19 protein-coding genes and 1 tRNA gene are annotated in these 22,483 nt (G+C 63.1%); 10 read left to right on the top strand and 10 right to left on the bottom strand.

The window, feature by feature from the left end:
- The first annotated feature begins 152 nt into the window (after positions 1-152).
- Both KFF05_09900 and KFF05_09895 read left to right on the top strand, forming a co-directional pair.
- Positions 153-572 (top strand): acyl-CoA thioesterase, encoded by a 420-nt coding sequence (locus tag KFF05_09900; protein UTW50287.1) that lies wholly within the window; start codon positions 153-155, stop codon positions 570-572.
- Between the two features lie 309 nt (positions 573-881).
- Positions 882-1,244: a hypothetical protein gene (locus KFF05_09895; protein ID UTW53665.1), complete on the top strand. Its 363-nt coding sequence runs from the start codon at positions 882-884 to the stop codon at positions 1,242-1,244.
- Between the two features lie 21 nt (positions 1,245-1,265).
- On the opposite strand, the gene KFF05_09890 is transcribed toward KFF05_09895, so the two are convergent.
- The gene (locus tag KFF05_09890) at positions 1,266-2,699 is read right to left on the bottom strand and encodes a GAF domain-containing protein (protein UTW50286.1); all 1,434 of its coding nucleotides are present in this window, start codon (positions 2,697-2,699) and stop codon (positions 1,266-1,268) included.
- A gap of 506 nt (positions 2,700-3,205) precedes the next feature.
- Between KFF05_09890 and KFF05_09885 the strand changes: the two genes are divergently transcribed.
- Positions 3,206-3,763, top strand: a complete 558-nt coding sequence (locus tag KFF05_09885; protein UTW50285.1) for a DUF1134 domain-containing protein — start codon at positions 3,206-3,208, stop codon at positions 3,761-3,763.
- A 19-nt stretch (positions 3,764-3,782) separates the two neighbouring features.
- Here KFF05_09885 and KFF05_09880 read toward each other — a convergent pair whose 3' ends face one another.
- Both KFF05_09880 and KFF05_09875 read right to left on the bottom strand, forming a co-directional pair.
- Complete coding sequence (locus KFF05_09880; GenBank protein ID UTW50284.1) at positions 3,783-5,510, bottom strand: monovalent cation:proton antiporter-2 (CPA2) family protein; 1,728 nt, start codon at positions 5,508-5,510, stop codon at positions 3,783-3,785.
- Positions 5,511-5,628: 118 nt separating this feature from the next.
- The gene (locus KFF05_09875; protein UTW50283.1) at positions 5,629-7,422 is read right to left on the bottom strand and encodes a potassium/proton antiporter; all 1,794 of its coding nucleotides are present in this window, start codon (positions 7,420-7,422) and stop codon (positions 5,629-5,631) included.
- A gap of 221 nt (positions 7,423-7,643) precedes the next feature.
- Here KFF05_09875 and KFF05_09870 point away from each other — a divergent pair, with 221 nt between their 5' ends.
- Together KFF05_09870 and KFF05_09865 are read left to right on the top strand one after the other, a co-directional pair.
- Positions 7,644-8,633 carry an aldo/keto reductase gene (locus tag KFF05_09870; GenBank protein UTW50282.1) on the top strand — a complete coding sequence of 330 codons (990 nt, stop codon included), beginning with the start codon at positions 7,644-7,646 and terminating at the stop codon, positions 8,631-8,633.
- A 37-nt stretch (positions 8,634-8,670) separates the two neighbouring features.
- Positions 8,671-9,516: an ATP-binding cassette domain-containing protein gene (locus KFF05_09865; protein UTW50281.1), complete on the top strand. Its 846-nt coding sequence runs from the start codon at positions 8,671-8,673 to the stop codon at positions 9,514-9,516.
- 148 nt (positions 9,517-9,664) lie between these two features.
- On the opposite strand, the gene glnA is transcribed toward KFF05_09865, so the two are convergent.
- The 3 genes from glnA to KFF05_09850 all read right to left on the bottom strand — a co-directional run bounded on the left by glnA (position 9,665) and on the right by KFF05_09850 (position 12,975).
- Positions 9,665-11,086 (bottom strand): type I glutamate--ammonia ligase, encoded by a 1,422-nt coding sequence (glnA, locus tag KFF05_09860; GenBank protein ID UTW50280.1) that lies wholly within the window; start codon positions 11,084-11,086, stop codon positions 9,665-9,667.
- A gap of 103 nt (positions 11,087-11,189) precedes the next feature.
- Positions 11,190-11,528 (bottom strand): P-II family nitrogen regulator, encoded by a 339-nt coding sequence (locus tag KFF05_09855; protein UTW50279.1) that lies wholly within the window; start codon positions 11,526-11,528, stop codon positions 11,190-11,192.
- Positions 11,529-11,805: 277 nt separating this feature from the next.
- Complete coding sequence (locus KFF05_09850; protein ID UTW50278.1) at positions 11,806-12,975, bottom strand: pyridoxal phosphate-dependent aminotransferase; 1,170 nt, start codon at positions 12,973-12,975, stop codon at positions 11,806-11,808.
- 99 nt (positions 12,976-13,074) lie between these two features.
- On the opposite strand from KFF05_09850, the gene KFF05_09845 reads away from it, so the two are divergent.
- Positions 13,075-13,422: a cupin domain-containing protein gene (locus tag KFF05_09845; GenBank protein UTW50277.1), complete on the top strand. Its 348-nt coding sequence runs from the start codon at positions 13,075-13,077 to the stop codon at positions 13,420-13,422.
- A gap of 90 nt (positions 13,423-13,512) precedes the next feature.
- Positions 13,513-13,589, top strand: a tRNA-His gene (locus tag KFF05_09840).
- A gap of 76 nt (positions 13,590-13,665) precedes the next feature.
- On the opposite strand, the gene KFF05_09835 is transcribed toward KFF05_09840, so the two are convergent.
- Together KFF05_09835 and umuD are read right to left on the bottom strand one after the other, a co-directional pair.
- Positions 13,666-14,934, bottom strand: coding sequence for a Y-family DNA polymerase (locus KFF05_09835; GenBank protein UTW50276.1), 1,269 nt, complete (start codon positions 14,932-14,934; stop codon positions 13,666-13,668).
- Positions 14,922-15,362, bottom strand: a complete 441-nt coding sequence (gene umuD, locus KFF05_09830) for a translesion error-prone DNA polymerase V autoproteolytic subunit (GenBank protein ID UTW50275.1) — start codon at positions 15,360-15,362, stop codon at positions 14,922-14,924. Before umuD ends, KFF05_09835 begins: the two co-directional genes overlap by 13 nt.
- A 214-nt stretch (positions 15,363-15,576) precedes the next feature.
- On the opposite strand from umuD, the gene KFF05_09825 reads away from it, so the two are divergent.
- From KFF05_09825 to KFF05_09815, 3 genes are all read left to right on the top strand, one after another.
- The gene (locus tag KFF05_09825; GenBank protein UTW50274.1) at positions 15,577-16,401 is read left to right on the top strand and encodes a fumarylacetoacetate hydrolase family protein; all 825 of its coding nucleotides are present in this window, start codon (positions 15,577-15,579) and stop codon (positions 16,399-16,401) included.
- A gap of 52 nt (positions 16,402-16,453) precedes the next feature.
- Positions 16,454-17,374 carry an NAD(P)-dependent oxidoreductase gene (locus KFF05_09820; protein ID UTW50273.1) on the top strand — a complete coding sequence of 307 codons (921 nt, stop codon included), beginning with the start codon at positions 16,454-16,456 and terminating at the stop codon, positions 17,372-17,374.
- A gap of 98 nt (positions 17,375-17,472) precedes the next feature.
- Positions 17,473-17,994 carry a PAS domain-containing protein gene (locus tag KFF05_09815; protein UTW50272.1) on the top strand — a complete coding sequence of 174 codons (522 nt, stop codon included), beginning with the start codon at positions 17,473-17,475 and terminating at the stop codon, positions 17,992-17,994.
- Here KFF05_09815 and KFF05_09810 read toward each other — a convergent pair.
- Both KFF05_09810 and KFF05_09805 read right to left on the bottom strand, forming a co-directional pair.
- Positions 17,991-21,161: a multidrug efflux RND transporter permease subunit gene (locus tag KFF05_09810; GenBank protein UTW50271.1), complete on the bottom strand. Its 3,171-nt coding sequence runs from the start codon at positions 21,159-21,161 to the stop codon at positions 17,991-17,993. The two genes, KFF05_09815 and KFF05_09810, sit on opposite strands and share 4 nt — an antisense overlap.
- Before the next feature lie 6 nt (positions 21,162-21,167).
- A complete protein-coding gene (locus KFF05_09805; GenBank protein ID UTW50270.1) occupies positions 21,168-22,343 on the bottom strand; it encodes an efflux RND transporter periplasmic adaptor subunit in 1,176 nt (391 codons plus the stop codon).
- Positions 22,344-22,483 lie beyond the last annotated feature (140 nt).

The following is a 22,483-nucleotide window of genomic DNA, read 5'->3' as shown; positions in this document are numbered from 1 at the left end:
GGGCGCTTGTTCGTTAGTTTTCGTGTTCCGGCCGAATGGCCTTGCGCTGGCCTCAGCCTGTCCCAAGCTATACCACGATGGGGTAGGGGGGGTGCAATGAATTACCATATATTGTGCTGAATTCCCTATTGCAGAAACAGGATAATTTCGTGATGACGACCCAGAATTCCGCCGATTCGGCCGCTTCCCACGACGATCAGCCGCGGGGCGAATTGGCCATTCGGACCCTGGCCATGCCCGCCGACACCAATCCGTCCGGCGACATCTTCGGCGGCTGGGTGATGGCGCAAATGGACGTCGCCGGAGGCATTGTCGCCGCCCAACACGCCGGCGGCCGGGTCGCCACCGTGGCGGTTGACGGATTCATTTTCCACAAACCGGTCAACGTCGGAGATGTGCTGTGCTGTTACGCCGAAGTCGTGCGCGTCGGTAATACCTCAATCGCCCTGCGGATCGAAGCCTGGGCCCTGCGTCAGCGGGCGCGTGACCGGCGGGTCAGGGTGACGGAAGGAATCTTCACCTTCGTCGCCTTGGACGAGAACGGGAAGAAGCGTCCGGTTCTCAAGCCCTGAGGCGACGAAGGCGCGGCGGCAACGGCCTTAGCCGACCACCATGCAGGCATAGCCGGCGGTGAACATGACGGCGAGGGCGAACAGTTCATGAAGGCGCGAAATGGTCATCGGGGTCACTCCCAGGGTTGAATCATCGTGTGACCAGAAAAGAACATAACAAGAACATTTAGTCAACACTTTTTCGTTATGCCCTTGGCTGCCGCCGTTTTTCCGACCTAAAATCCAAAGACTTCCGGGGGTTTTCCCAGAGGAAATTGAAAGGGAAGCTCCGACATGCCCCATCTGACCCGAACGTTTCCCACCGCCGTCATGGTTCTGTCGCTGATGCTGGCGCTGATGCTGGCTGGTGGCGCCGCCCAGGCCGATGCGCCCCGTGTCGTTCATGCAGAGGCGTCACCCAACGGTGACGGCACCTATACGGTGACCGCGACCGTTCACCACGGCGACACGGGCTGGGACCATTACGCCGACAATTTCGAGGTTCTGGCGCCGGACGGGACTCTGCTGGATCGCCGGGTTCTGTATCATCCGCATGTCGACGAGCAACCGTTCACGCGCTCGACCGACGGGGTGAAGGTGCCCTCAGGGATCAAAAACGTGATCGTGCGGGCCCATGACAAGGTGCATGGCTACGGCAAGGCAACGGTGACGATCAACCTGCCGGACCGCTAAGCAGGGCAATACGGCGGCGAATCAGCCCCGCATAGCGGTCATGAAGGCTTCGCCCGAGTGGGATACGTCATGGGCGGTGCCTTCCAGGTCCGCCGCCAAGCGACCGAGTCCCCGGGACAGTTCCGATAACACCGCCATGGCCTCGTCCATCAGCGCCACGTCTGCGGTGATGCCCGCAACTGTCTCCTGAGAGTCGGCGACATGGCGGCCGATGGTGCTCGTAGCCTGCTTCTGGCCGCTCAGGACCTGGGCCATGCCATGGACAGTCTGCACCAGATCCTCCATCTTGCCGGCCACGCTCGCCATGTTGACGGCGCTGGCGCGTACGGTGTCCTGCAAGCCGGAGATCTGCTCGGCGATGCATCCGGAGGCGGCTTCGGACTGCTGCGCCAGGTTCTTGATCTCGCTGGCGACGATGGCGAATCCCTTGCCCATCTCGCCGGCGCGTGCCGCCTCGATGGTGGCGTTGAGGCCCAGCATGCGGACTTGTCCCGCGATTTCGCTGACGTTTCTGGTGATCTCGCCGATGTCCTGGGCGGCCTGGTTGGATCTCTCAAGTTGAGTCACGGCATCGCGCAGTTCACCGGCCAACTGGTTGACCGTGCCGATTACGGCCGAGGTCTTGCTTTCCGTGTTGCGTTCGGCGTCGTCGAGGGCGGCCATGGCGGATTTCAAGGATCCGGCGGCGGCAGAAATGTCGGCGATCCCGGCTCCGACCTTGGCGCAGGCGTCGGCGGTCGCCCCGCAGCGTTGCCCCAGTTCGCCGGCCGAACCCGTCAATTCACCCGAGGCGGCACCAAGCCGCCCCACGGCGCTCTGCACGCTGGTTTCAAACTGGTCCATCAGGGCCGTCCTGCGTTTTTCGAAGGCCTGACGCTCGAACACGCGAGCCAGTTGCGACGATACATAGGTCATGATTTCAAGCGATGTGTCGTCGAGCAGGCCCGTCTGGCGGCCGTAGAACTCGGCCACGGCCACGCAGGCGCCGTCCAGCATCACGGGAAAGCCGAAGAACCCGCGCACTTCGTTGCGCTGTGCCGCCTCTGCGCGCAGGAACTGGGGCAGGACGGTCACATCCTCCACCGCACGGGCTTCGCCGGTTTCGGCGATGATGCCGACCAGGCCGGTGCCTCGGGTGAACACCGTGTTCTTGCTCAGGGTCATGAATTCGGCGATGGCGGCGGTGTCCATGTCCGGCTCCAGCCGCCACACGTCACGTGACACGTAGCGCAGGTGATCGCCCGGATCGCGCACGTAAAGATGGCCGATGGGCCAGCCGGTGAAGGAACAAACTTGCTCGAAGACCTCTTCGAAAGCGGTTTTCTCGTCCTTGCGGGCATCGTCGGCGATGGCGGCGACCCGATTCAAGAGGCTTAGAATTTCCGAAAGCCGGTTGGCACGTCCGGTGTCGCTGTCCACGGTTTTCTGCGGAAAGGCGATCAATCTGGCGATCATGGAATCACATCCTTTCAATCGTCAGAAAGTCTCTGGTGACCCGATGTGCCGGCGCTGACGCGGGTTGGTCGAGGCTCCCTGTTCACGTCCGAAGCATGGGGCGGCGTGGTGCCGCCGTTCGATGCGTGCAGGTTCCCGGCGCTGGGGTCTGCATGTCTATGGTGAAAATCTTAAGCTGAAAATGTTGCGTTGCACAATCATCAAAATTTCTCGAATTGACGTCATGGCGCGCAATTTCTGTGAGTAATAAGGATTGCATTTCTATTGTAATAACATGGAATAAAAGAAATTATTTTCTCCGACCTGATGTTGCAGGGAAAATTAACAGAAGGGCGGTGTGTGTTGAAAATATTGCGTTGCAATAAATCCGGAGATGCGCGCGGGGGCCATTTGTGACCATTGTCATTGGATCGCCGCATTCCCGCCCCTAGAGTGGGGAAGATATCCTGCGGCCCGGGGATATTTTCGGGCCGCATTCCGGACGAACCCAAGGAGCAACAATTCCCATGCGTCTGATACCCACGCTGTTCGCTTGCGTTCTTGCCGCCACCGTTACGGTCGCCGCACCCGCCCATGCCGACGATACCTACAGCCAGGACGAAATCATGGCCAAGGCCAAGGGCTTCTTCGGGGCCACCACCAAAGGCTTGGCCGAGGCCATTCAGAAGGTCTTTGCCGAACAGGGACAGCCCAACGCGGTGATCCTGGGCGAAGAAGCGTCCGGCGCCATCGGCGTCGGTCTGCGCTATGGCGAAGGCATGTTGGAACGCAAGGCCGGCGGAGGCCGCCAAGTCTACTGGCAGGGGCCGTCCATTGGTTTCGATTTCGGCGGTAATGCGTCCAAGGTGTTCACGTTGATCTATAACCTAGATGACACGGAGGCCCTGTTTCAACGCTATCCGGGTGTTGACGGCAGCTTTTATGTGGTCGCCGGTGTCGGCATCAACTACCAGCAGTCGGGCAAGGTGATCCTGGCGCCGATCCGCACGGGCGTCGGCCTGCGCGCCGGGGCCAGCATCGGCTACCTGCATTATTCCAAGGAACACTCCTGGATTCCGTTCTAAGGGCGCCCAGCCTCCGGCGTTACAGTTCCTCGATCGAACGCTGGTGTTCCAACCGGCGGCGCACGACCTCTTCCGTCGCCCCCAGGCCAGACAGCACGCGCCCGGCCAGTTGCAGGCTGCCCTCAATCGATTCCGGCACGGCCTGGGTTGCGCCGGCATTCATCATGCGGACCGCATGCGCCTTGTCACGTGCCCGCGCATAGACGGCGACCAGTGGCCAAGTGCTGCGGATTTCACCGACGATCCGTTCCGCTGCCGCGGGGTTGTCCATGGTAACGACGACGGCGGCGCAGCGTTCGATATGGGCGCGATTCAGCAGATCAAGGCGCGAGGCGTCGCCATAGAATACAGGCAGGTTTTCGGCCCGTGCGCGGGCGACATGCCCGGGGTCCGTGTCGAGCGCGATGTAAGCGATGGATTCCGCCTGTAGGGTATTGGCCAGGGTGCGCCCGAACCGCCCGAACCCGGCCAAAATGACATGGCCCTCCATATCCCCGATGGCTGCCAGGTTGCCTTGGTGGGCGCGGGTTGTTTCTTCACGCTCCATACGGCCGGCAAGCATCTCCGCGGCTTTGGCGACCAGCGGCGTGACCAGCATGGTCAGGCCGGCGACGATCAGCATGAACTGTCCGACATCCGCCGGCAGCAGGGACAGGCTCATGGCCAAGCCGACGACGATGAAGGCGAATTCACCGCCCTGGCCTAACAGCAGGCCGGCTTCGAGCGAGGTATGACGGGGCAGGCCGAAGGCAAGACAGAGGCCTGCCGTGATGACCGACTTCACAAGAAACAGGCCGAGGACGGACAAGGGAATCCACATCGGCTCGTCGCCGATCACCCGCCAGTCGATGCCCATGCCGACGGACATGAAGAACAGGCCCAGCATCAAGCCCTTGAAGGGTTCGAGATCGACCTCGATTTCGTGGCTGTATTCCGTTTCTGCCAGTAACAGGCCCGCCAGGAAGGCGCCGAGCGCCATGGACAGGCCGGCATAGCCGGTGATTGCGGCGATGCCGATGACGGTAAGCAGGACCGCCGCCATGAACATTTCCGGGCTGCGGGTCTGCGCGACCAGACGCAGGGCCGGGCGCAGGATCAGCCGCCCGCCCATATAGATCAGCACGATGGTCAACCCCGCCTTGCCCAGCGCCAGGGCGAGATCCCACCCGAACCCGCTGTCGACCTTGGTGCCGAGCACGCCGACCACGAACAGGATGGGCACCACGGCCAGATCCTGCATCAGAAGGATCGCGAAGCTGGACCGGCCCAGGGGCGTGCCGATCCGGCGGCCCTCCAACAAAAGCTGCATGACGATCGCCGTCGACGACAGGGCAAGGCAGGCGCCGAGCACGATCGACGCCCGTACCGAGTTGCCGAATTCGAAGGCGATCAGGCCGATGATCGTGCTGGTCACCAGGACCTGCAGGCTGCCCAGGCCGAACACCAGCCGGCGCATGGCCCATAGCCGTTCGAGCGACAGTTCGAGGCCGATGGTGAACAGAAGAAACACGATGCCCAGTTCAGCAAGCGCCTGAACGCCCGCGATGTCCGAGATCACGACCTCGGACAGGATCGGAAAATCATCAGCCAGCAGGCCCAGGCCGAAAGGGCCGATGACCCCGCCGACGACCAGATAGCCGAGGACCGGGCTGACGCGGAAGCGGTGGAACAGGGGAACCATAACGCCGGCAGCGATCAGGAAGATGATCGTTTCCCGCAGATAGGGCAGGGTCGCGTGCGATCCCATGGGCGGTCCTTAAGCATTCGGTTCCGGAAAGGTTTGCCGACCGGACGGTGACCTGCATACCTGAATCGAGGTTAAAGGGTTTTTCTCCGGGATTGAACCGTTGTCGGGCCGATTTCCCTCAGCGCCGGCCGAGGCGGCTTTCCAGCCAGACCTTCGTGAGATCGAACAGGCGCCGCCAGCGGCCCGCTACCGGGTCCAGTTCAATGCCGACGGTGATGATCCGGCCGTTCTCCGCGCGCCGGACGATCAGTTCGACCGAAACCAAGTGCAGGCGACGCCCGGCGATGGGCATGCGCAAAAGGTTGCGGCGCAGGAAATCGCCGACCGGTGTCTCGCGTCGGTTTTTGGGGATCCAGAAGTCGTAGGCGTCGGCGATCGCCCCGAGGGGGGCTTGGGCATCGAACGAGAACTCGCCGACCGCGTCGGGGTCGTTCTGACCGGGCTGCCGCGCGCCGAACAAGCGGTCGAGCGCCGCCGTCTGATCCGGTGGCGCAAGCAGGATCACATCATCCCCCGGGGCCAGGCGTTCGAGATCGGCAGGGGTCCGGAGGATGCCGTCACGGATGATGGAGACGACGTCGATGTTTTCCGGCAACGGCAGGCGGGACAGATCACGCCGCAGCGCCATGCTGCGCGCCTGGACGGTATAGGCGGTCATGTCCTTGCCGAGATCCGAGGGAAGGTCGATTTCGACCCGGGGCGGCTGTGCCGGGCGGGGAGCGAGCAGCACGCCCAGGCGCCGACCGACGGCGTTGACACTCCACCCCTGCACGATCAGCGAGGCCATGACGACGACATAGACGACCCCGAAATAGGTTTCCGCGTTGTCGACACCGGCGATTACGGGAATGGTGCCGAGGAAGATGGGCACGGCGCCGCGCAGCCCGACCCAGGACACGAAGGCGATTTCACGGGGCGGATAACGGAACGCCGCCAGGGACAACCCCACGGCGACGGGCCGGGCGATGAACATCAGGGCGGCGGCGATGGCGACGGCGGGCAGGATGACCGGGATAAGGGAACTGGGCGTGATCAGCAGGCCCAGGATCAGGAACATGATGATCTGGCACAGCCAAGCCAGGCCGTCGTGGAAGCGGTTGATCAGCAGAGTCGCCTTGTGCCGCCGGTTGCCGACGACAAGGCCCGCGATGTAGACGGCGAGGAACCCGCTGGCGCCGATTTCCTGGGCACCGGCGAACAGCAGCAAAGCCCCCGATGCGGCCAGCACCGGATAAAGGCCGGATGCGATGCTCAGGCCGTTGAGTGCCGTCAGCAGGGCATACCCCCCGAACAGCCCGGCCAGCAGCCCGCCGACAATCTGCAGGGAAAACTGCCCGGCGACGATGGTCGCCGTATCAAGGGTCAAGGATGGGTCCGTCGATGTGATCAAACCGACGCAGGTAATCGTCAGCAGCACGGCCATGGGGTCGTTGAGCCCGGCCTCGGCCTCAAGGATCGAGCTGAGCCGGTCGCGCAGGCGCATGGCCCGCGCCGACAGCAGTAGAAACACCGCTGCCGCATCCGTCGAGGCGACGATCGATCCGATCAGCAGGCCTTCCAGCCAATCGACGCCAAGAAGGAACCGCGCCGCGACGCCTGTGATGGCGGCGGTGATCAGCACCCCGGCAGTCGCCAGTACCGCGGCCGGCGCGCTGACACTGCGAAAATCCTTCCACCGGGTGCGCAGACCACCGTCGAACAGGATCATGGCGAGCGCGATGCTGCCGACCAGATAGGTGGTGTCGTAGTCGTTGAATTTGAGCCCGCCTGGACCATCTTCGCCGGCCAGCATGCCGAGCACCAGGAACACCAACAGCAAGGGAGCCCCGAACCGCGACGACAAGGTGCCGGCGATGATGCTGACCAAGATCAGGGCAGATCCGATCAGGATGAGATGGTTCGAGAGTTCCATAATTTTCCGCGATCCGGGAAAAGAGGTGCTGTAAGGATGTAATCCATCATATTGGAATTACACACGGTTTTGCGCAACCGATGATGTGGGGTAAAGGGTAAGTAAGGGGTAAGAAAGCGGCCTTTTCCTTGCGTCTTTCGCATCGGCCCGGCAATCTGCGCCACAACCAATCACAACCGCGTCCCGCATCGCGCCGGGAGCGCCGACGGGAGGAACCATCCATGGAATACAGAACTTTGGGTCGCACGGGTGTGCGCGTGTCGCAGCTATGCTTCGGTACCATGTCCTTCGGGGCGGAAGCCGACAAGGCCGCGTCCAAGGCCATGTACAAGAAGGTACGCGACATCGGCGTCAACTTCTTCGATTGCGCAGACGCCTATACCAAGGGCAAGGCGGAAACCATCCTGGGCGAGCTGATGAAGGGCGAGCGGGACAACCTGGTCATCACGTCCAAATGCTTCAATAACATTCGGGGCGACATCAATTCGGGCGGGGGCAACCGCCGCCACGTCGCCCTGGCGGTCGAGGACTCGTTGAAACGGCTCAAGACCGACCGTCTGGACGTTTTGTTCATGCACCGCTTCGAGAAACTGGCGCCGCTGGAAGAAGTCCTGCGCGGGTTGGAGGACTTGGTCCGTGCTGGCAAGGTGCTCTACATCGGGGCGTCGAACTATGCCGCTTGGCAGGTCGCCAAAGCCCTGGGCATTTCGGAAAAGAACGGCTGGACCAAGTTCGACGTGATCCAGCCCATGTACAATCTGGTCAAGCGCGCGGTCGAGGCGGAAATTTTCCCCCAGGCCCAGGCGGAAGGCATGGGCGTCATCACCTACAGCCCCGTCGGCGGCGGCATGCTGTCGGGCAAATACCGCCCCGGCGTGCAGCCCAAGGTCGGCCGGGTCAAGGACAAGCAGGAATACGCCGTGCGCTATTCCGACGACTGGATGCTGGAAACCGCCGGCCGGTTCACGGAGTTCGCGGAAAAGCAGGGCATCCATCCGGTGACCCTGGCCGTTGCCTGGGTCGCGGCCAATCCGGCGGTCACGGCCCCCATCGTCGGTGCGCGCAACGTCAAGCAGTTGGAACCTTCGCTCAAGTCCGTGGACGTCAAGATGACCCAGGACCTGTGGGATGCCGTCGCCGCCCTGTCGCGCACCCCGGCCCCGGCCACGGACCGGCTGGAGGAGTACGAACCCGTCAAGGTGCGGGGATGAGGGCCCACCCGCCACGGGCCCGCGTGGCCCCGGCCTGATGAACGGCGCGCCGGCGGAAATCAGGATTGACGGCCTGTGCAAGGCCTTCGGCGCGCATCGGGTGCTTACCGGCATCGACCTGTCGATCGAACGGGGGGAAATCGTCGCCATCGTCGGCGGCTCGGGCAGCGGCAAGACGGTTCTGCTCAACCACATCTTGGGCCGCCTCGACCCCGATCAAGGGCGCGTGTTCGTCGCCGACCACGACATGGACGGCGCCCCCTTGATCGACCTGACGGCGCTGGATACGATGGAGACCGACCGCCTGCATACCCATTGGGGTGTGGTATTCCAGAGGAACGCCCTGTTTTCCGGCACGGTGCTGGACAATATCGGCCTGTGGCTGTCGGAAGTGCGGGGCCTCGAAGAGCCCGAGATCATCGCCGTCGCGCAAAAGGTCCTAGTGGCGGTCGATCTTCCCGACACCGACGATTTCATGGCGACGGACGTGAACGAGCTGTCCGGCGGCATGGCCAAGCGCCTGGCCGTGGCACGCGCCCTTGCCATGGACCCGGAGGTTCTGTTCTACGACGAGCCGACCACGGGCCTGGACCCGACCACGGCGTCGACCATGCACGACCTGATCGCGCGCACGCATGTGGCGCCGACCCGGTCGGGCAAGCATCGGACGACCCTGATCGTCACCCATGACAAGGATTTGCTGCGCCGGCTACAGCCGCGCACGGTCATGCTGCACGAGGGCGTGGTGTTCTTTGACGGGCCGTTCGCGGATTTCGAAGGATCGGCGTCACCCATCATCCGGCCCTATTTCGACCTGATGCCGGTGCTGCACGGCCGGGCCCTCGACCCCCGCGACCTGCCGCCGCCGGGCCACGAGGCGTAGCCCCCAAGAAAATCGGGGGCCCGCCGCCGAAACGACAGAGCCCCCAAGTTTGGCGCGTAAAACCGGTTGAACGCCGGTCTTCCGATTGGTCGTGATGTTTCCGAAAACAGGGCAGGGCGGGACCGCGCGGTCCCGCCCGCCGTCTGTCTTAGGAGGAGTAATACATCATGAATTCAACCGGATGCGGCGTGTGTTCGAAGTTGTAGATTTCTTCCCACTTAAGATCCATGTAGCCGTTGATGGCGTCGTCGGTGAAGACGTCGCCCTTCTTGAGGAAGTCGCGGTCGGCGTCCAGCGCCTGGACGGCATCGCGCAGCGAGCCGCAGACGGTGGGAACGCCCGCCAGTTCTTCGGCCGGCAGATCGTAGAGGTCCTTGTCCATCGGGTCGCCCGGATGGATCTTGTTCTGGATGCCGTCGAGGCCGGCCATCATCATGGCCGTGAACGCCAGATACGGGTTGGCCGTGGCGTCCGGGAAGCGGATTTCGCAACGCTTGCCCTTGGGGCTGCCCGAATACGGAATGCGGCAGGAGGCCGAACGGTTGCGGGCCGAGTAGGCCAGTAGAACCGGGGCTTCGAAGCCGGGGATCAGGCGCTTGTAGGAGTTGGTCGACGGGTTGGTGAAGGCGTTGAGGGCCTTCGCATGCTTGATGATGCCGCCGATGTAGTACAGGCAGGTTTCCGACAGGTCGGCATAGCCCGAGCCCGCGAAGGTCGGCTTGCCGTCCTTCCAGATGGACTGGTGGGTGTGCATACCGGTGCCGTTGTCGCCGGCCACGGGCTTCGGCATGAAGGTCGCCGACTTGCCGTAGGTATGGGCGACCATCTGGGTGCAGTACTTGTAGATCTGCACGTTGTCGGCCGCGCGCACCAGGGTCGAGAAGGCCATGCCCAGTTCGTGCTGGGACGCGGCGACTTCGTGGTGATGCTTGTCCATGGTCAGGCCCATTTCCTGCATCACGCTGACCATTTCGCCGCGCAGGTCGTGGCATGAGTCAACCGGCGGCACGGGGAAGTAGCCGCCCTTGACGCCCGGGCGGTGGCCCAGGTTGCCTTCGTCGAACAGGGTGCCCGAGACATAGGGGCCTTCTTCAGACGTGAACTCGTAGAAGCACTTGTTCATGTCGACGGCATAGCGCACGTCGTCGAACACGAAGAATTCCGGCTCGGCGCCGAAATAAGCCGTGTCGCCGATGCCGGTGGTGCCCAGATAGGCTTCGCCGCGCTTGGCGATGGAGCGCGGGTCGCGCTCGTAGCCCTGGCCGGTGACCGGGTCGAGAACGTCGCAATACAGGATCACGCAGGGCTGGGCCGAGAACGGGTCCATGACCGCCGTGGACGCGTCGGGGATCAGCGCCATGTCGGATTCGTTGATCGCCTTCCAGCCGGCGATCGACGAGCCGTCGAACATGATGCCGTCTTCGAATTCAGCCTCGGTGACGAAATCCGACACCATGGTGAGGTGCTGCCATTTCCCGCGGGAGTCCGTGAAGCGAAGATCAACGAAGGGGATTTCGTTGTCCGTCACGTATTTAACGAATTCCGCCGGTGTTTTTATATCCAAGCTCATACCTGCTTCCTTTTCTTGACTAAGTGTCCAGACGATATTTTGAACGCGCTTTGGTGTAGGCCTTCCTGGCGCGCCGGCGGAACCGCCGGCGGGAACCGGACGGCTAGATCGCTTCCGACCCGCGTTCGCCCGTGCGCACGCGGATCGCTTCTTCAACGGGAATGATGAAGATCTTGCCGTCGCCGATGCGACCGGTCTGCGCCGTCTGCTGGATGGCTTCGACGGCCTTGGCGACCATGTCGTCGTTGACGACCAGTTCGATCTTCACCTTGGGCAGGAAATCGACCACGTATTCAGCACCGCGGTAGAGCTCCGTATGCCCCTTCTGGCGCCCGAAGCCCTTGGCCTCGACCACCGTAATTCCTTGCAGGCCCACCTCGTGGAGGGCCTCTTTCACCTCATCCAGCTTGAACGGCTTGATGATGGCTTCGATTTTTTTCATCAGTTTGGTTCCCTTGGGGTTGTCCCCCCCATCAGAAGAGACGGATTTCTCGGGTCGGAAGCCGTTCTTTGCGCGGCGTCCGTCCTTCCTCGTCCGCCTCTGTATAGCAGGAGGCGTGCCAATTCCGGGCCTTGGCGAAAAATGGCCCAATTCAAAGACTTACCATGCAATTTGGCGGTCCTGAGTCAACCGCCTGCCCATCCATAATGCCGAAAAAAAGGGCATGTGCGAATAATTTCGGCACATGCCCTTGAGATCGTTGCGGACGGGGGCCGTGTTAACCGGACAGGCAATCCCGGATGCGGGCCACGGCCTTCAGGATGTTCTCCTTGGAATTGGCGTAGGAAAAGCGGATGTAACCTTCGCCCTGGGCGCCGAAGCTGGTGCCGGAAATGATCGCCACGCCGGCCTCGTTCAACAGCTTGTTCTGCAACTCCATGGACGACAATCCCGTTCCCTCGATATTGGGGAAGGCGTAGAAGGCCCCCCCAGGCTCGGCACAGCGGAAGCCCGGGATCTGGTTCAACTCGCGCAAAATGACCTTGCGGCGTTCGTCAAATGCCTTGACCATATCGTCGACCGCGTCCTGCGGCCCGTCCAGCGCCGCGATGCCGGCGAACTGGCTGGCCGCGTTGACGCAGGAATTGCAGTTGATGGCCAGGCGGGTGATCGGTTCGACCATGGATTTCGGCCATACGCCATAGCCCATGCGCCAGCCGGTCATGGCATAGGTCTTGGACCAGCCGTCGAGCAGGATCACCCGGTCGCGCAGATGCTCGTATTCCAGCAGGCTGACGTGCTCGCGCCCGTCGTACAGCATGCGGCAATAGATCTCGTCGGACATGATGGTGACATGCGGGTGTTCGGCCAGGCCCGCCGCCAGCTTGTCCATTTCCTCCCGCGGCACGGCACCCCCCGTGGGGTTGGCCGGTGAGTTCAGGATGATCAGCCGGGTGCGCGGCGTGATCAGGGCCAACACTTCCTCGGCCGAGAAGGCGAAGCCCTTGTCTTCGTGCAGGGCCATGGGCACGGGGGTGGCACCGGTGAACTTGATGACGCTTTCGTAGATCGGGAATCCCGGGTTGGGATAGATGATCTCCGCCCCCGGCTCGCCCAGCGCCAGCACGGCGAAGAACATGGTGACCTTGCCGCCCGGCACGATGATGACGTCGGCGGGATCGACCGTGACCTTGCGGTGGCGGGCGATGTCGCGCGCCACGGCCTCGCGCAGCTCGGGGATGCCGTTGGCGGGGGTATAGCCGTGATGGCCGTCCTTCAGCGCCTTGATGGCGGCCTCGACGATATGCGGCGGGGTCTTGAAGTCGGGCTGGCCGATGCCGAGGTTGATGATGTCCTTGCCCTGGGCGGCCAGCGCATTGGCGCGGGCCAGAACCTCGAAGGCGCTTTCGGTGCCAAGCCGCGACATCGCGGCGGCCATCTGTACCATGGATGCATTCTCCGTCTGGTGGTCTTTGTATCGGGGCCTTGGCGGCCCGTTTCCGGTGGGCGGCACTCTATGGTAGACGGTCGGGCGGAGGCAACGGTCATGAGCGAATTCAACAAGGCCGCGATCGCCAACCTTTTCGCCGATCTGCCGGACGGGAAGGGGGCAGAGGTATTCACCCGCCTGGCCGAAGGCGGGGCCTTCCGGCTGGAGCGCATCGTCTCCACCGGCCATGCGACGCTCGAGGGCGCGTGGTACGATCAGGCCGAAGATGAATGGGTGATTCTGCTCGCGGGTGAAGCCGGGCTATTGATCGAGGGCGAGGCCGCCCCCCATACCCTCGGACCCGGCGATTTCCTGCTGCTGCCGGCGCACAAGCGCCACCGCGTCGAATGGACGGCGGCGGACACGGAAACGGTCTGGCTGGCGCTTCATTTCAAGCCCGCTTGACGTAAGCGGGGCAGGGGATTACACAGGGCGCTCTTTCGTGGGCCGCGCCCAGTAAATTGGCGGCTCCGGGGCTCCAAAAGGGTCCGAATGGTGGCTGTAGCTCAGTTGGTTAGAGCATCGGCTTGTGGTGCCGAGGGTCGTGGGTTCAAATCCCATCAGCCACCCCATTTCTCCATAAATCATGCTGATTTACGATTGGTCGGGTCTGTTCGGGGTGAGCGGCCCTGGCCGCGGCCTTTTGGATTAGGTGCGCGCCACCGGTAATTCCCGCCAGTGGGTCGTGAAACGCGGTGAGCGGTGGCGCTGGGTCATGTACCAAGTGCGGGGCTGGGGGATTTCACCGTAGCACAGGGTGCCCGGGCCGTGTTTGGCGTTCAGGCTATCCATTGTCTGCATCAGCCGGTCGCGGCGCGGGTCGGGGGCGGCGAACAAGCTGCGCGGGGCCAGTTTGGTGTTACAAACCTCCAGCATCAGGACGCCCGCTTTCTTGTAGGGGATGCCGGGACGGTACAGCCTGCCGAGGCCTTGTAAGGTGGCCCGCACGATGTCCCCCGTATCCGATGTCGGGAAAGGCAATTCCACCGTGACGTTGTTTGCGTGCTGCGGCAGATCGGGGCGGAATGTGTTGCCTTTGATGAACACATTGACGGCGCTTGCCACCAATCCGCCCTGGCGCAGTCTTTCCGCCGCCCGTGACGCGAAGTGATGCAGGCGGGACGCCAATTCTGCGCGGTCCCGCACGGTGGTTCCGAAACTGCGGGAGACGCGCAAGGTCTGCTTGTCGGGGGTAACCTGTTCCAGGGACACGGCGGACAGGCCGTTCAGTTCATCGACCGTACGCAAACCGACGACTCCCATGACGTTGCGCGCCCATTGCCGATCCACCTGGGCCAAGTCATGGGCGTTGTGGATGTCATGGCACTGAAGCCGGTTCGCCCATTTCTTGCCGATCCCCCATACGTCGCGCACGTCGGTTTCCCTGAGGACATCGGCCCGCGTGTCCGCATCAAGCAGGGCGAATACGCCATCCGGCGATGCCTTGGCCTGACGATTGGCGATCTTGGCGAGGGTTTTGGTCGCGCCCAGCCCGAAGCTGACGGAAAGGCCGGTCCATTGCAGGATCATGGCCCGCAAGTCCCGCGCTCTATCTGCCGCCGTAGCACCCGCGCGGGTGTAGTCGATGAAGCATTCATCGATGCTGTAGATTTCCATGTCCGGGGTGTTGGCGGCGATGATGTCCATGAAGCGGCGGCTCATGTCGCCGTAGAGGGTGAAGTTGGCGGAACGCACCTGGACGCGCCGGAAGTCCGCCCGTTCTTTGAGCTTAAAGAAGGGGGCGCCCATGGCGATGCCCATGGCCTTGGCTTCCGGCGAACGGGCGATCACGCAGCCGTCGTTGTTGGATAAAACCACCGTGGGCTTGCCGCGCAGTTCCGGTTGGAACACACGTTCACACGAGGCGTAGAAATTATTCGCGTCGGCCAGGGCAAAGACGCGGGTCACGTCAGACACCGGACCACGTTCTTGACGACGCCCCAGATTTCCGAGTCCTCGCTCATTTCCACGGCTTTGAATTCGTCATGTTCCGGCGCTTCAGGAACCAGCCACCAGCGCCCCCCCTTCAGACGCAGGCGTTTGACCACCATTTCCCCAGCCGTGACCGCGACGACGATCTGCCCCGATCGGGACTTGAGGCTGCGGTCCACGATCAGAAGGTCACCGTCGAAGATGCCCGCCCCGGACATGGACCAGCCGGAGACCCGTACGATGAAGGTTGCCGCCGGACGTTCTATGAGGTCGTTGAGATCGAGAACGCCATCCGTGAAATCTTCTGCCGGGCTGGGAAAACCGGCGGAAACGCGGGATGTGAATACCGGCAGCGCGAGGCGTTGATGGGCCACGGGAGTGAGTATCTGATGATTTTTGGCGCACAAGAACATAACCAGAACACTAATCCTTGAAGCGCTGGCAACGCAAGAGGAGCCGTCAGCAGGTCGAACAAACTTGTGGATTTTTTCCGGGGCATTCGGATGTCGTACAAATGAACAGGTGATTTTGGGATGGCACAGGGGCCGATGGGCCATCTAAGGTGGTGAAAACCGGCGGCCGTTTGGCCGCGCCCAGCAAACAACCCCATCCAGAGGACCCATCCCCATGTCATCCGATCCGCAGGCCGCGCAGGCGGCCGCAACGCTTTCTCCCGCCCTTGCCGATCTTGCAAATCAACTCTGGACCGCCCGCCGGGACGGCGGGACGGTCGATCTCAATGCCGTGACCCTGCCTCGGACCCTGGACGAGGGCTATGGCGTGCAGGGCGAAGTCGATCGGTTATGCGGGGCGCCCGTCGCGGCCTTCAAGATCGGCTCCTCAAGCAAGGCGTCCCAGGAAAAGCTGGGCACGGATGAGCCCTGGTTCGGCGCGGTGGCGCAGTCGTTCATGGCGCAAAGCGGGGCCGGGGTGCCGTCCGTCGCCCACACCCTGGCGGTCGAGGGCGAATTCGCCTTTCGCCTGAGCGCCGATCTGCCGGCGCGGGACGGCGGCTATGAGATCGCCGACGTCCGCGCCGCCGTCGACCAGGTGGCGGGCGCCATCGAGGTCGTCGGCCGACGCTTCGAGGGCGGGCCCGAGGGGGGCGCCATGCTGCCGCTGCTGGTCGCCGATGGCGGCGTCAATGTTGCGCTGGTCCTGGGCGCCGCGAAACCCTTCACCCCGGATATGGATTTCCGCGACCATGGCGTGGTCATGCGGATCAACGACGCGGAACGGGGCAAGGGCGTCGGTTCCATGGCGCTGGGTGATCCGCTGAATTCCCTGCTGTGGCTGGTCAACGGGCTGTCCCGGCGCGGGCGCGGCCTGACGGCGGGGCAGTGGGTGTCGACCGGCACCTGCACGGGCATCGAGGCCGTCGCCCCCGGCGACCGCGCTGTGGCCGATTTCGGTGACTTGGGCGTTGTCGAGGTGACCCTGGATCGCGGATAAGGGATAAACACGACGTCGCCGATCAAAGAACAAACGTAAAGAGGATACCTCCATGACACTTCCCGCTGTTGGTTTCATCGGCCTTGGCACCATGGGCCGGGGCATGGCGCTTAACCTGGTCAAGGCGGCCGAGACGGTTTTCGTCTATGATCCCGTGCCGGAGGCGCTGAAGCTGTTGATCGATGCGGGCGCCGTCGCCTGTGCCAGCCCAGCCGAGGTTGCGGAAAAGGCCGGCACGGTCATCATCTGCGTGCCCGACGCGCCGCAGGTGCGCGACGTCATGTTCGGCCCGGGCGGCAACGGCCCGGGCGGCATTGCCGATGCCGAACGGGCGGGGATCACGGTGCTGGACGCCACCACCATGAAACGGCCCGATGCGCTCGCCATCGCCGAGGACGCGGCAGCCCGTGGCATTGCCTATTTCGACTGCCCGATTTCCGGCCTGCCCCGGCGGGCGGCGGACGGCACGCTGACCATCATGTTCGGCGGCACCAAGGAGGGCTATGACGCGGCCCTGCCGTTCCTCAAGGCCTGTGGCGAGGAAATCATCCATTCCGGGCCGCTTGGCGCCGGGCAGGCCATGAAGGGCCTGAACAACGTGATCTATAACATCAACATCGCGGCGTTCTGCGAACTGCTGCCGCTGGCCCTCAAATCCGGGATGGGGGTTGAGGCATTGGAAAAGCTGGTGTTGACGGGATCGTCTCGGTCCTTTGCCTCGGAGCATTTCGTGCCCAAGGTCCTGAACGGCGACTTCTCGGGCGATTTCCCGATGCAGGGGGCCTACAAGGACATCGTGAACGTGCAAAGCTTGGCCAAGGACGCGGACGCCGCCACACCGCTGGCCGACGCCATGACGGCGATCTACGAACGGGCGCTGGAAGCCGGCTACGGCCAGGGCCCGAAAAGCTCCATGATCAAGCTGTATGAAGAGGACCTGGGGATCAAGTTCCGCAAGCCGGGCAAGAGTTGATCCGGCGACGCCGCGAACAAGGAAAACTTTGCCGCAGCATCCTGGGGTTGGTATGAGTTCTTCATCCAGCGTCATATAACTGTGCTCAAAGGTCCGCCGTGGCCGAGAACGAAACCCCCAACCTGATCGGCGACGTCACAGCGGCGGAGGATTTACGCTCCCCCATCACGCGGACCCTGTTCAATTATTGGCAGACCAAGCGCGGCGACCGGCCGTACCCGGCCTGGACCGATATCCAACTCATGGATATTCACAAGATCGTGCCGCATGTCGTGGTGCGGGACGTGCTCGACGGCGGCCGGGAATTCCGCTGCCGGTTCTCGGGCACGGGCCTGTCCTTGGTCCTGGGGGTGGACGGCACGGGCCAATTGATCGCCGAAACCTACAAGCGGGGAGCGGCGGGGGTGCTTGCGCGCTACCGCTCTGTCCTTAACGCCGGGCAGCCCATGCGCGCCGTGGCCTATGTCGAGGCCGTGGAAAAGAACCTGCCGACCGCGTTCGAATCCGTGTATCTGCCGCTAGCCGGCGCGGACGGAACCATCGGCCACATCATCGTCGCCTACGACTTCACTTACGTTCCCACGCCCGACGAGCCGCGGGCCCCCGGCAGCCTCCGTTAGGTCGCCGGGGTCTGCCGGCCCATCAGGGCGCGCATCTTGTCGGCCAGCCAACGGCAGGCGACATAGAAGGTGGGCGTGAAGATCAGGCCGAAGAACGTCACCCCGACCATGCCCGAGAACACGGTGGTGCCCAAGGCTTGGCGCATTTCCGCACCGGCACCATCGGCGATCATCAACGGCACCACGCCCAGGATGAAGGCGAAGGACGTCATCAGGATCGGACGCAGGCGGGTCTTGGCCGCGTTGATGGCGGCATCGACGGCGGTCATGCCTTCTTCTTCGGCCTGTTTGGCGAATTCGACGATCAGGATGGCGTTCTTGGCCGCCAGCGCGATCAGCACGACGAAGCCGACCTGGGCCAGGATGTTGGACTCCATGCCGCGCAGGTTGAGCCCGACGATCGAGGCCAGCAGGCACATGGGCACGATCAGGATGACCGCCAAAGGCAGGGCCCAGCTTTCATAAAGGGCCGCCAGCAACAGGAACACGAACACCACCGCCAGACCGAAGGCAAACACCGCCGTATCGCCGGCCAGTTTCTGCTGCAGGGCGATTTCCGTCCACTCGTAGGAAAACCCGTCGGGCAGGACCTTGGCCGCCAAGGCGTCCATCTTATCCAGGCTTTCGCCGGTCGAGATGCTGGGCAGCTTGGCGCCCTGGACCTCGGCGGCGGGGTAGAGGTTATAGCGCGGCACGCGGTGCGGCCCGGTGATGTCCCGGAACGTGGCGAGAGAGCCGATGGGCACCATGTCGCCATTGGTCGAACGCGCATACAGTTTGGCCACGTCGCCCGGCCGGTCGCGGAATTCACCGTCGGCCTGTGCCGTGACGCGGAAGGTTCGCCCTAAGAAGTTGAAGTCGTTGACGTAGGCGGAGCCGATATAGACCTCCAGCGCCTCAAGCACATTTTCCACCGGCACATCGAGGATTTCCGCCTTCACGCGGTCGATGTCGGCGTAGATCTTGGGCGTCGCGGAATTGAACAGCGAGAACACGCGGGTCAGGCCCGGTTCCTTGTTGGCGGCGGCAACAAGGCTCTGCGCCGCGGCCTGAAGGGCCTCGATGCCGCGTCCACGGCGATCCTGGACATAAAGCTTCCAGCCGCCGCCACGGCCGATGCCGCGCACGGGCGGGGGGGCGACCAGGAAGATCATCGCGTCCTCGATCTGGAACAGTTGTGCCTGCAACTCACCCAGCACCTTGTTGACGGTCGCCCCCCGTTTGTCGCGGTCGGCGATCGGCTTCATGGGCACGAAAATGGCGCCGCCGTTGGGCGCGTTGGTGAAGGTTGCGGCGTCGAACCCGGCGAAGCCGACGGCGTGTTCAACGTCCGGATGCTTCAGGATGATATCGATGGCGCGGCGCACGACTTCGTCCGTGCGCGCCAGGGATGACCCCGCCGGCAACTGAACGACCGTGATCAGGTAGCCCTGATCCTGTTCCGGGATGAAGCCCGTGGGCGTGGTCTTGAATTCATAGACCGTCAGGCCAAGCAAGCCGACATAGACGGTCAGCACGATGGCGGCCTTGCGCACGAACCGCTTGGTGCCTTCCGTATAGGCGATGTTCAGGCGTTCGAACCCCCAGTTGAAGGCGGCCGTGAACTTGTCGATGGGCATCATCAGGGGCCGCATGAAGCCCTGACGTTCCGTGCTGCCGTGGTTGGCCTTGAGCAACAGCGCGCACAGGGCCGGCGACAGGGTCAACGACACAATCATCGAGATCATGGTCGCCGTTGCCACGGTGATGGCGAACTGGCGGTAGAACTGGCCGGAAATGCCGGTGATGAAGCCCGTCGGCAGGAATACCGCGACCAGCACCAGGGACATGGCGACGATGGCGCCGCCGACTTCGTCCATGGTCTTGTGGGCGGCTTCGCGCGCGCTCAGCCCCTTGGCCAGATAGCGTTCGACGTTTTCCTCCACGACGATGGCGTCATCGACCACGACCCCGATGGCCAGGACCAGGCCGAACAGGGTCAGGTTGTTGATCGAATAGCCGAGCATCCCCATGACCAGGAAGGTGCCGATCAACGATACCGGAATGGCGACGATGGGCACGATGGCGGCGCGGAAGTTCTGCAGGAACACCAGGATGACCAGGATCACCAGGATGATCGCCTCGCCGATGGTCGTGTAGACCGCGTCGACGGAGCGGGCGATGAATTCGGTCGGGTTGTAGACGATGGTGTGCTTCAGGCCTTCGGGAAAGTCCTTGGCCAAGTCGTCCATGGCGTCGATGACCTGCTGCGCCGTCTCCAGGGCGTTGGAGCCCGGGCGCTGCATGATGACGATGGGCAGGGCCGTCGAGCGGTCGAGATAGGCCGTGGTCTGGTAATCCTGCGCCCCCAGTTCAACCCGCGCGATGTCGCGCACGCGGACCACGCCGGTGCCTTCGCCGCGCTTGACGACGATGTCGCCGAAGGCTTCGGGTGCGATCAGGCGGCCCTGGGTTTCCACGTTCAGCTCGAACGCCGCCGGCTTGGGCACGGGCAGGCGGTTGATGATGCCTGATGCCACCTGCACGTTGTTCTGACGCAGGGCCGCGACGACCTCGCCGGCCGTCAGGTTGAAATTGGCGATGCGTTCCGGATCCAGCCAAATGCGCATGGAATAGGCGCGTTCGGCGAACACGCGGGCCTCGCCGACGCCGGGGATGCGGGCCAGGCGGTCGAGGACCTGGGTCCGCGCGTAGTTGGAGATGTAAAGCTGGTCGCGCGACCCGTCCGGCGACAATAGGTGGATGACCATCATCAGGTCAGGCGAGCTTTTCTTCACGGTCACGCCCAAGCGGCGGACTTCCTCGGGCAGGCGGGCCTCGGCGATGGAAACCCGGTTCTGCACCTGGACCTGGGCGTCGTCCAGGTTGGTGCCCAGCTTGAAGGTGACCTGCAGGTTCAGCACGCCGTCGCCGGTGGCTTCCGACTTGGCGTAAAGCATGCCTTCGACGCCGTTGATTTCCTGTTCCAGCGGCGTCGCCACCGTGTCGGCCACGGTTTCCGCCGACGCGCCTGGATAGGTCGCGGTGATCTGGATGGTCGGCGGCGCGATTTCAGGATACTGCGCGACGGGCAGGCTCAGATAGGCGATGAAACCCAGCAGCGTGATGAGGATCGAGATAACCGATGCGAAGATCGGGTGATCGACGAAAAAATGTGTAAAGCGCATGAGACGTCAGGACCCCGAGCGAACCATGATTGTACCATCAGGCAGCAGGTCGGCCTCCTTGGCGATGACCTTGCCGCCCGGCCGCGCACGCTGAATGCCTTTGACGACGATCCTGTCGTCGCGGCCAAGCCCGCCGTGGATGACGCGCAGGCCTTCGTGCAGGGGGCCCATGTCGACGGGCGCTGCCTTCACGTTGCCTTCGGCATCGACGATCAGCACCATTTTCTTGCTCTGATCCGAGACCACGGCGGCATCGGGGATCAGCACCGCTTCGTATTCGTCGGATCCGATCAGACGCAGACGCCCGAACACACCCGGCACCAGAAAGCCCGATGAATTTTCGAACACGGCCTGGGCGCGAATGGTGCCCGTGTTGGGCGACAGTTCGTTGTCGACGAAGCTCATGCGGCCCTCGCGGGTGAAGCTGTCTTCGTCCATCAGGCGCACGAACACAGGGTTTGCGGCACTTCGTGACGAATCCCGCCGCCCCGTGGCGTCAAGCCGGGAATACTTCAGGAATTCGGCTTCCGATGCGGAAAAGGTGAACAGGATCGGATCAATGGAGACCAAGCTCGTCAGCAGGGTCGATTGGGCCGAGCCGCCCTCAACCAGGTTGCCGACATCGACCCGGGCGTCGGAGATGCGCCCGGAAATCGGCGCCTTCACCTGGGTGAATTCCAGATTCAGTTTGGCAATGCGGGCCTGCGCCTGGGCCGACAGTACCGTGGACTGTGCTGTTGCAAGTTCGGCTTGGCGCTGATCGAAGGTCTCGCGCGAGATGTTGTTGCGTTTCAACAGGCTTTCGGCGCGCTTGAATTCGCGTTCAGCCAGATTGACGCGGGTCTTGGCGGCTTCCAGCGATGCCTTGGCGACATCCAATTGGGCCTCAAACGGGCGCGGGTCGATGACGAACAGCAGGTCACCCTTGTTGACCAGGTCGCCGTCCTTGAAATGGATCGATTCCAGAAAACCTGACACCCGGGCGCGAATCTCCACCCGGTTCGTCGCCTCAAAGCGACCGGTGTATTCATCCCATTCGGTGATCTTCTTGATCAGGGGTTTGGCCACGGTCACCGGCATCGGGCCCTGTTGGGCGGCGGCGGGGTCGGATACTGTCGCGAACACGACGGCGGCGAGCGCCCATACGGCGGACAGGGAAAGCAGACGGGGGAAGGTCACCATGAGAATTGCTCTCTGATTTTTAACGGAATGACTGTTCTGGATAGACATAAAAAAAACCGGGCACGGGCCCGAAGTATGCTGGAGGCGTGAACATCGACCTCATCGGCGAAAATTTCAAGCGTGAATTTTGCACCGCAGCA

The sequence above is a fragment of the bacterium SCSIO 12827 genome (genome assembly GCA_024397995.1).
GTDB lineage: Bacteria > Pseudomonadota > Alphaproteobacteria > Rhodospirillales > Casp-alpha2 > UBA1479.
The sequence above is the reverse complement of the archived record's forward strand: the minus strand, read 5'-3'. Positions and strand labels throughout refer to the sequence as shown.

What these genes read in the sequence shown, in the direction of transcription:
- KFF05_09900 (UTW50287.1), top strand. Translation starts at nt 153, where the DNA reads ATGACGACCCAGAATTCCGCCGATTCGGCCGCTTCCCACGACGATCAG.
- KFF05_09895 (UTW53665.1), top strand. Translation starts at nt 882, where the DNA reads ATGGTTCTGTCGCTGATGCTGGCGCTGATGCTGGCTGGTGGCGCCGCC.
- KFF05_09890 (UTW50286.1), bottom strand. Translation starts at nt 2,699, where the DNA reads ATGATCGCCAGATTGATCGCCTTTCCGCAGAAAACCGTGGACAGCGAC.
- KFF05_09885 (UTW50285.1), top strand. Translation starts at nt 3,206, where the DNA reads ATGCGTCTGATACCCACGCTGTTCGCTTGCGTTCTTGCCGCCACCGTT.
- KFF05_09880 (UTW50284.1), bottom strand. Translation starts at nt 5,510, where the DNA reads ATGGGATCGCACGCGACCCTGCCCTATCTGCGGGAAACGATCATCTTC.
- KFF05_09875 (UTW50283.1), bottom strand. Translation starts at nt 7,422, where the DNA reads ATGGAACTCTCGAACCATCTCATCCTGATCGGATCTGCCCTGATCTTG.
- KFF05_09870 (UTW50282.1), top strand. Translation starts at nt 7,644, where the DNA reads ATGGAATACAGAACTTTGGGTCGCACGGGTGTGCGCGTGTCGCAGCTA.
- KFF05_09865 (UTW50281.1), top strand. Translation starts at nt 8,671, where the DNA reads ATGAACGGCGCGCCGGCGGAAATCAGGATTGACGGCCTGTGCAAGGCC.
- glnA (UTW50280.1), bottom strand. Translation starts at nt 11,086, where the DNA reads ATGAGCTTGGATATAAAAACACCGGCGGAATTCGTTAAATACGTGACG.
- KFF05_09855 (UTW50279.1), bottom strand. Translation starts at nt 11,528, where the DNA reads ATGAAAAAAATCGAAGCCATCATCAAGCCGTTCAAGCTGGATGAGGTG.
- KFF05_09850 (UTW50278.1), bottom strand. Translation starts at nt 12,975, where the DNA reads ATGGTACAGATGGCCGCCGCGATGTCGCGGCTTGGCACCGAAAGCGCC.
- KFF05_09845 (UTW50277.1), top strand. Translation starts at nt 13,075, where the DNA reads ATGAGCGAATTCAACAAGGCCGCGATCGCCAACCTTTTCGCCGATCTG.
- umuD (UTW50275.1), bottom strand. Translation starts at nt 15,362, where the DNA reads ATGTTCTTGTGCGCCAAAAATCATCAGATACTCACTCCCGTGGCCCAT.
- KFF05_09825 (UTW50274.1), top strand. Translation starts at nt 15,577, where the DNA reads ATGTCATCCGATCCGCAGGCCGCGCAGGCGGCCGCAACGCTTTCTCCC.
- KFF05_09820 (UTW50273.1), top strand. Translation starts at nt 16,454, where the DNA reads ATGACACTTCCCGCTGTTGGTTTCATCGGCCTTGGCACCATGGGCCGG.
- KFF05_09810 (UTW50271.1), bottom strand. Translation starts at nt 21,161, where the DNA reads ATGCGCTTTACACATTTTTTCGTCGATCACCCGATCTTCGCATCGGTT.
- KFF05_09805 (UTW50270.1), bottom strand. Translation starts at nt 22,343, where the DNA reads ATGGTGACCTTCCCCCGTCTGCTTTCCCTGTCCGCCGTATGGGCGCTC.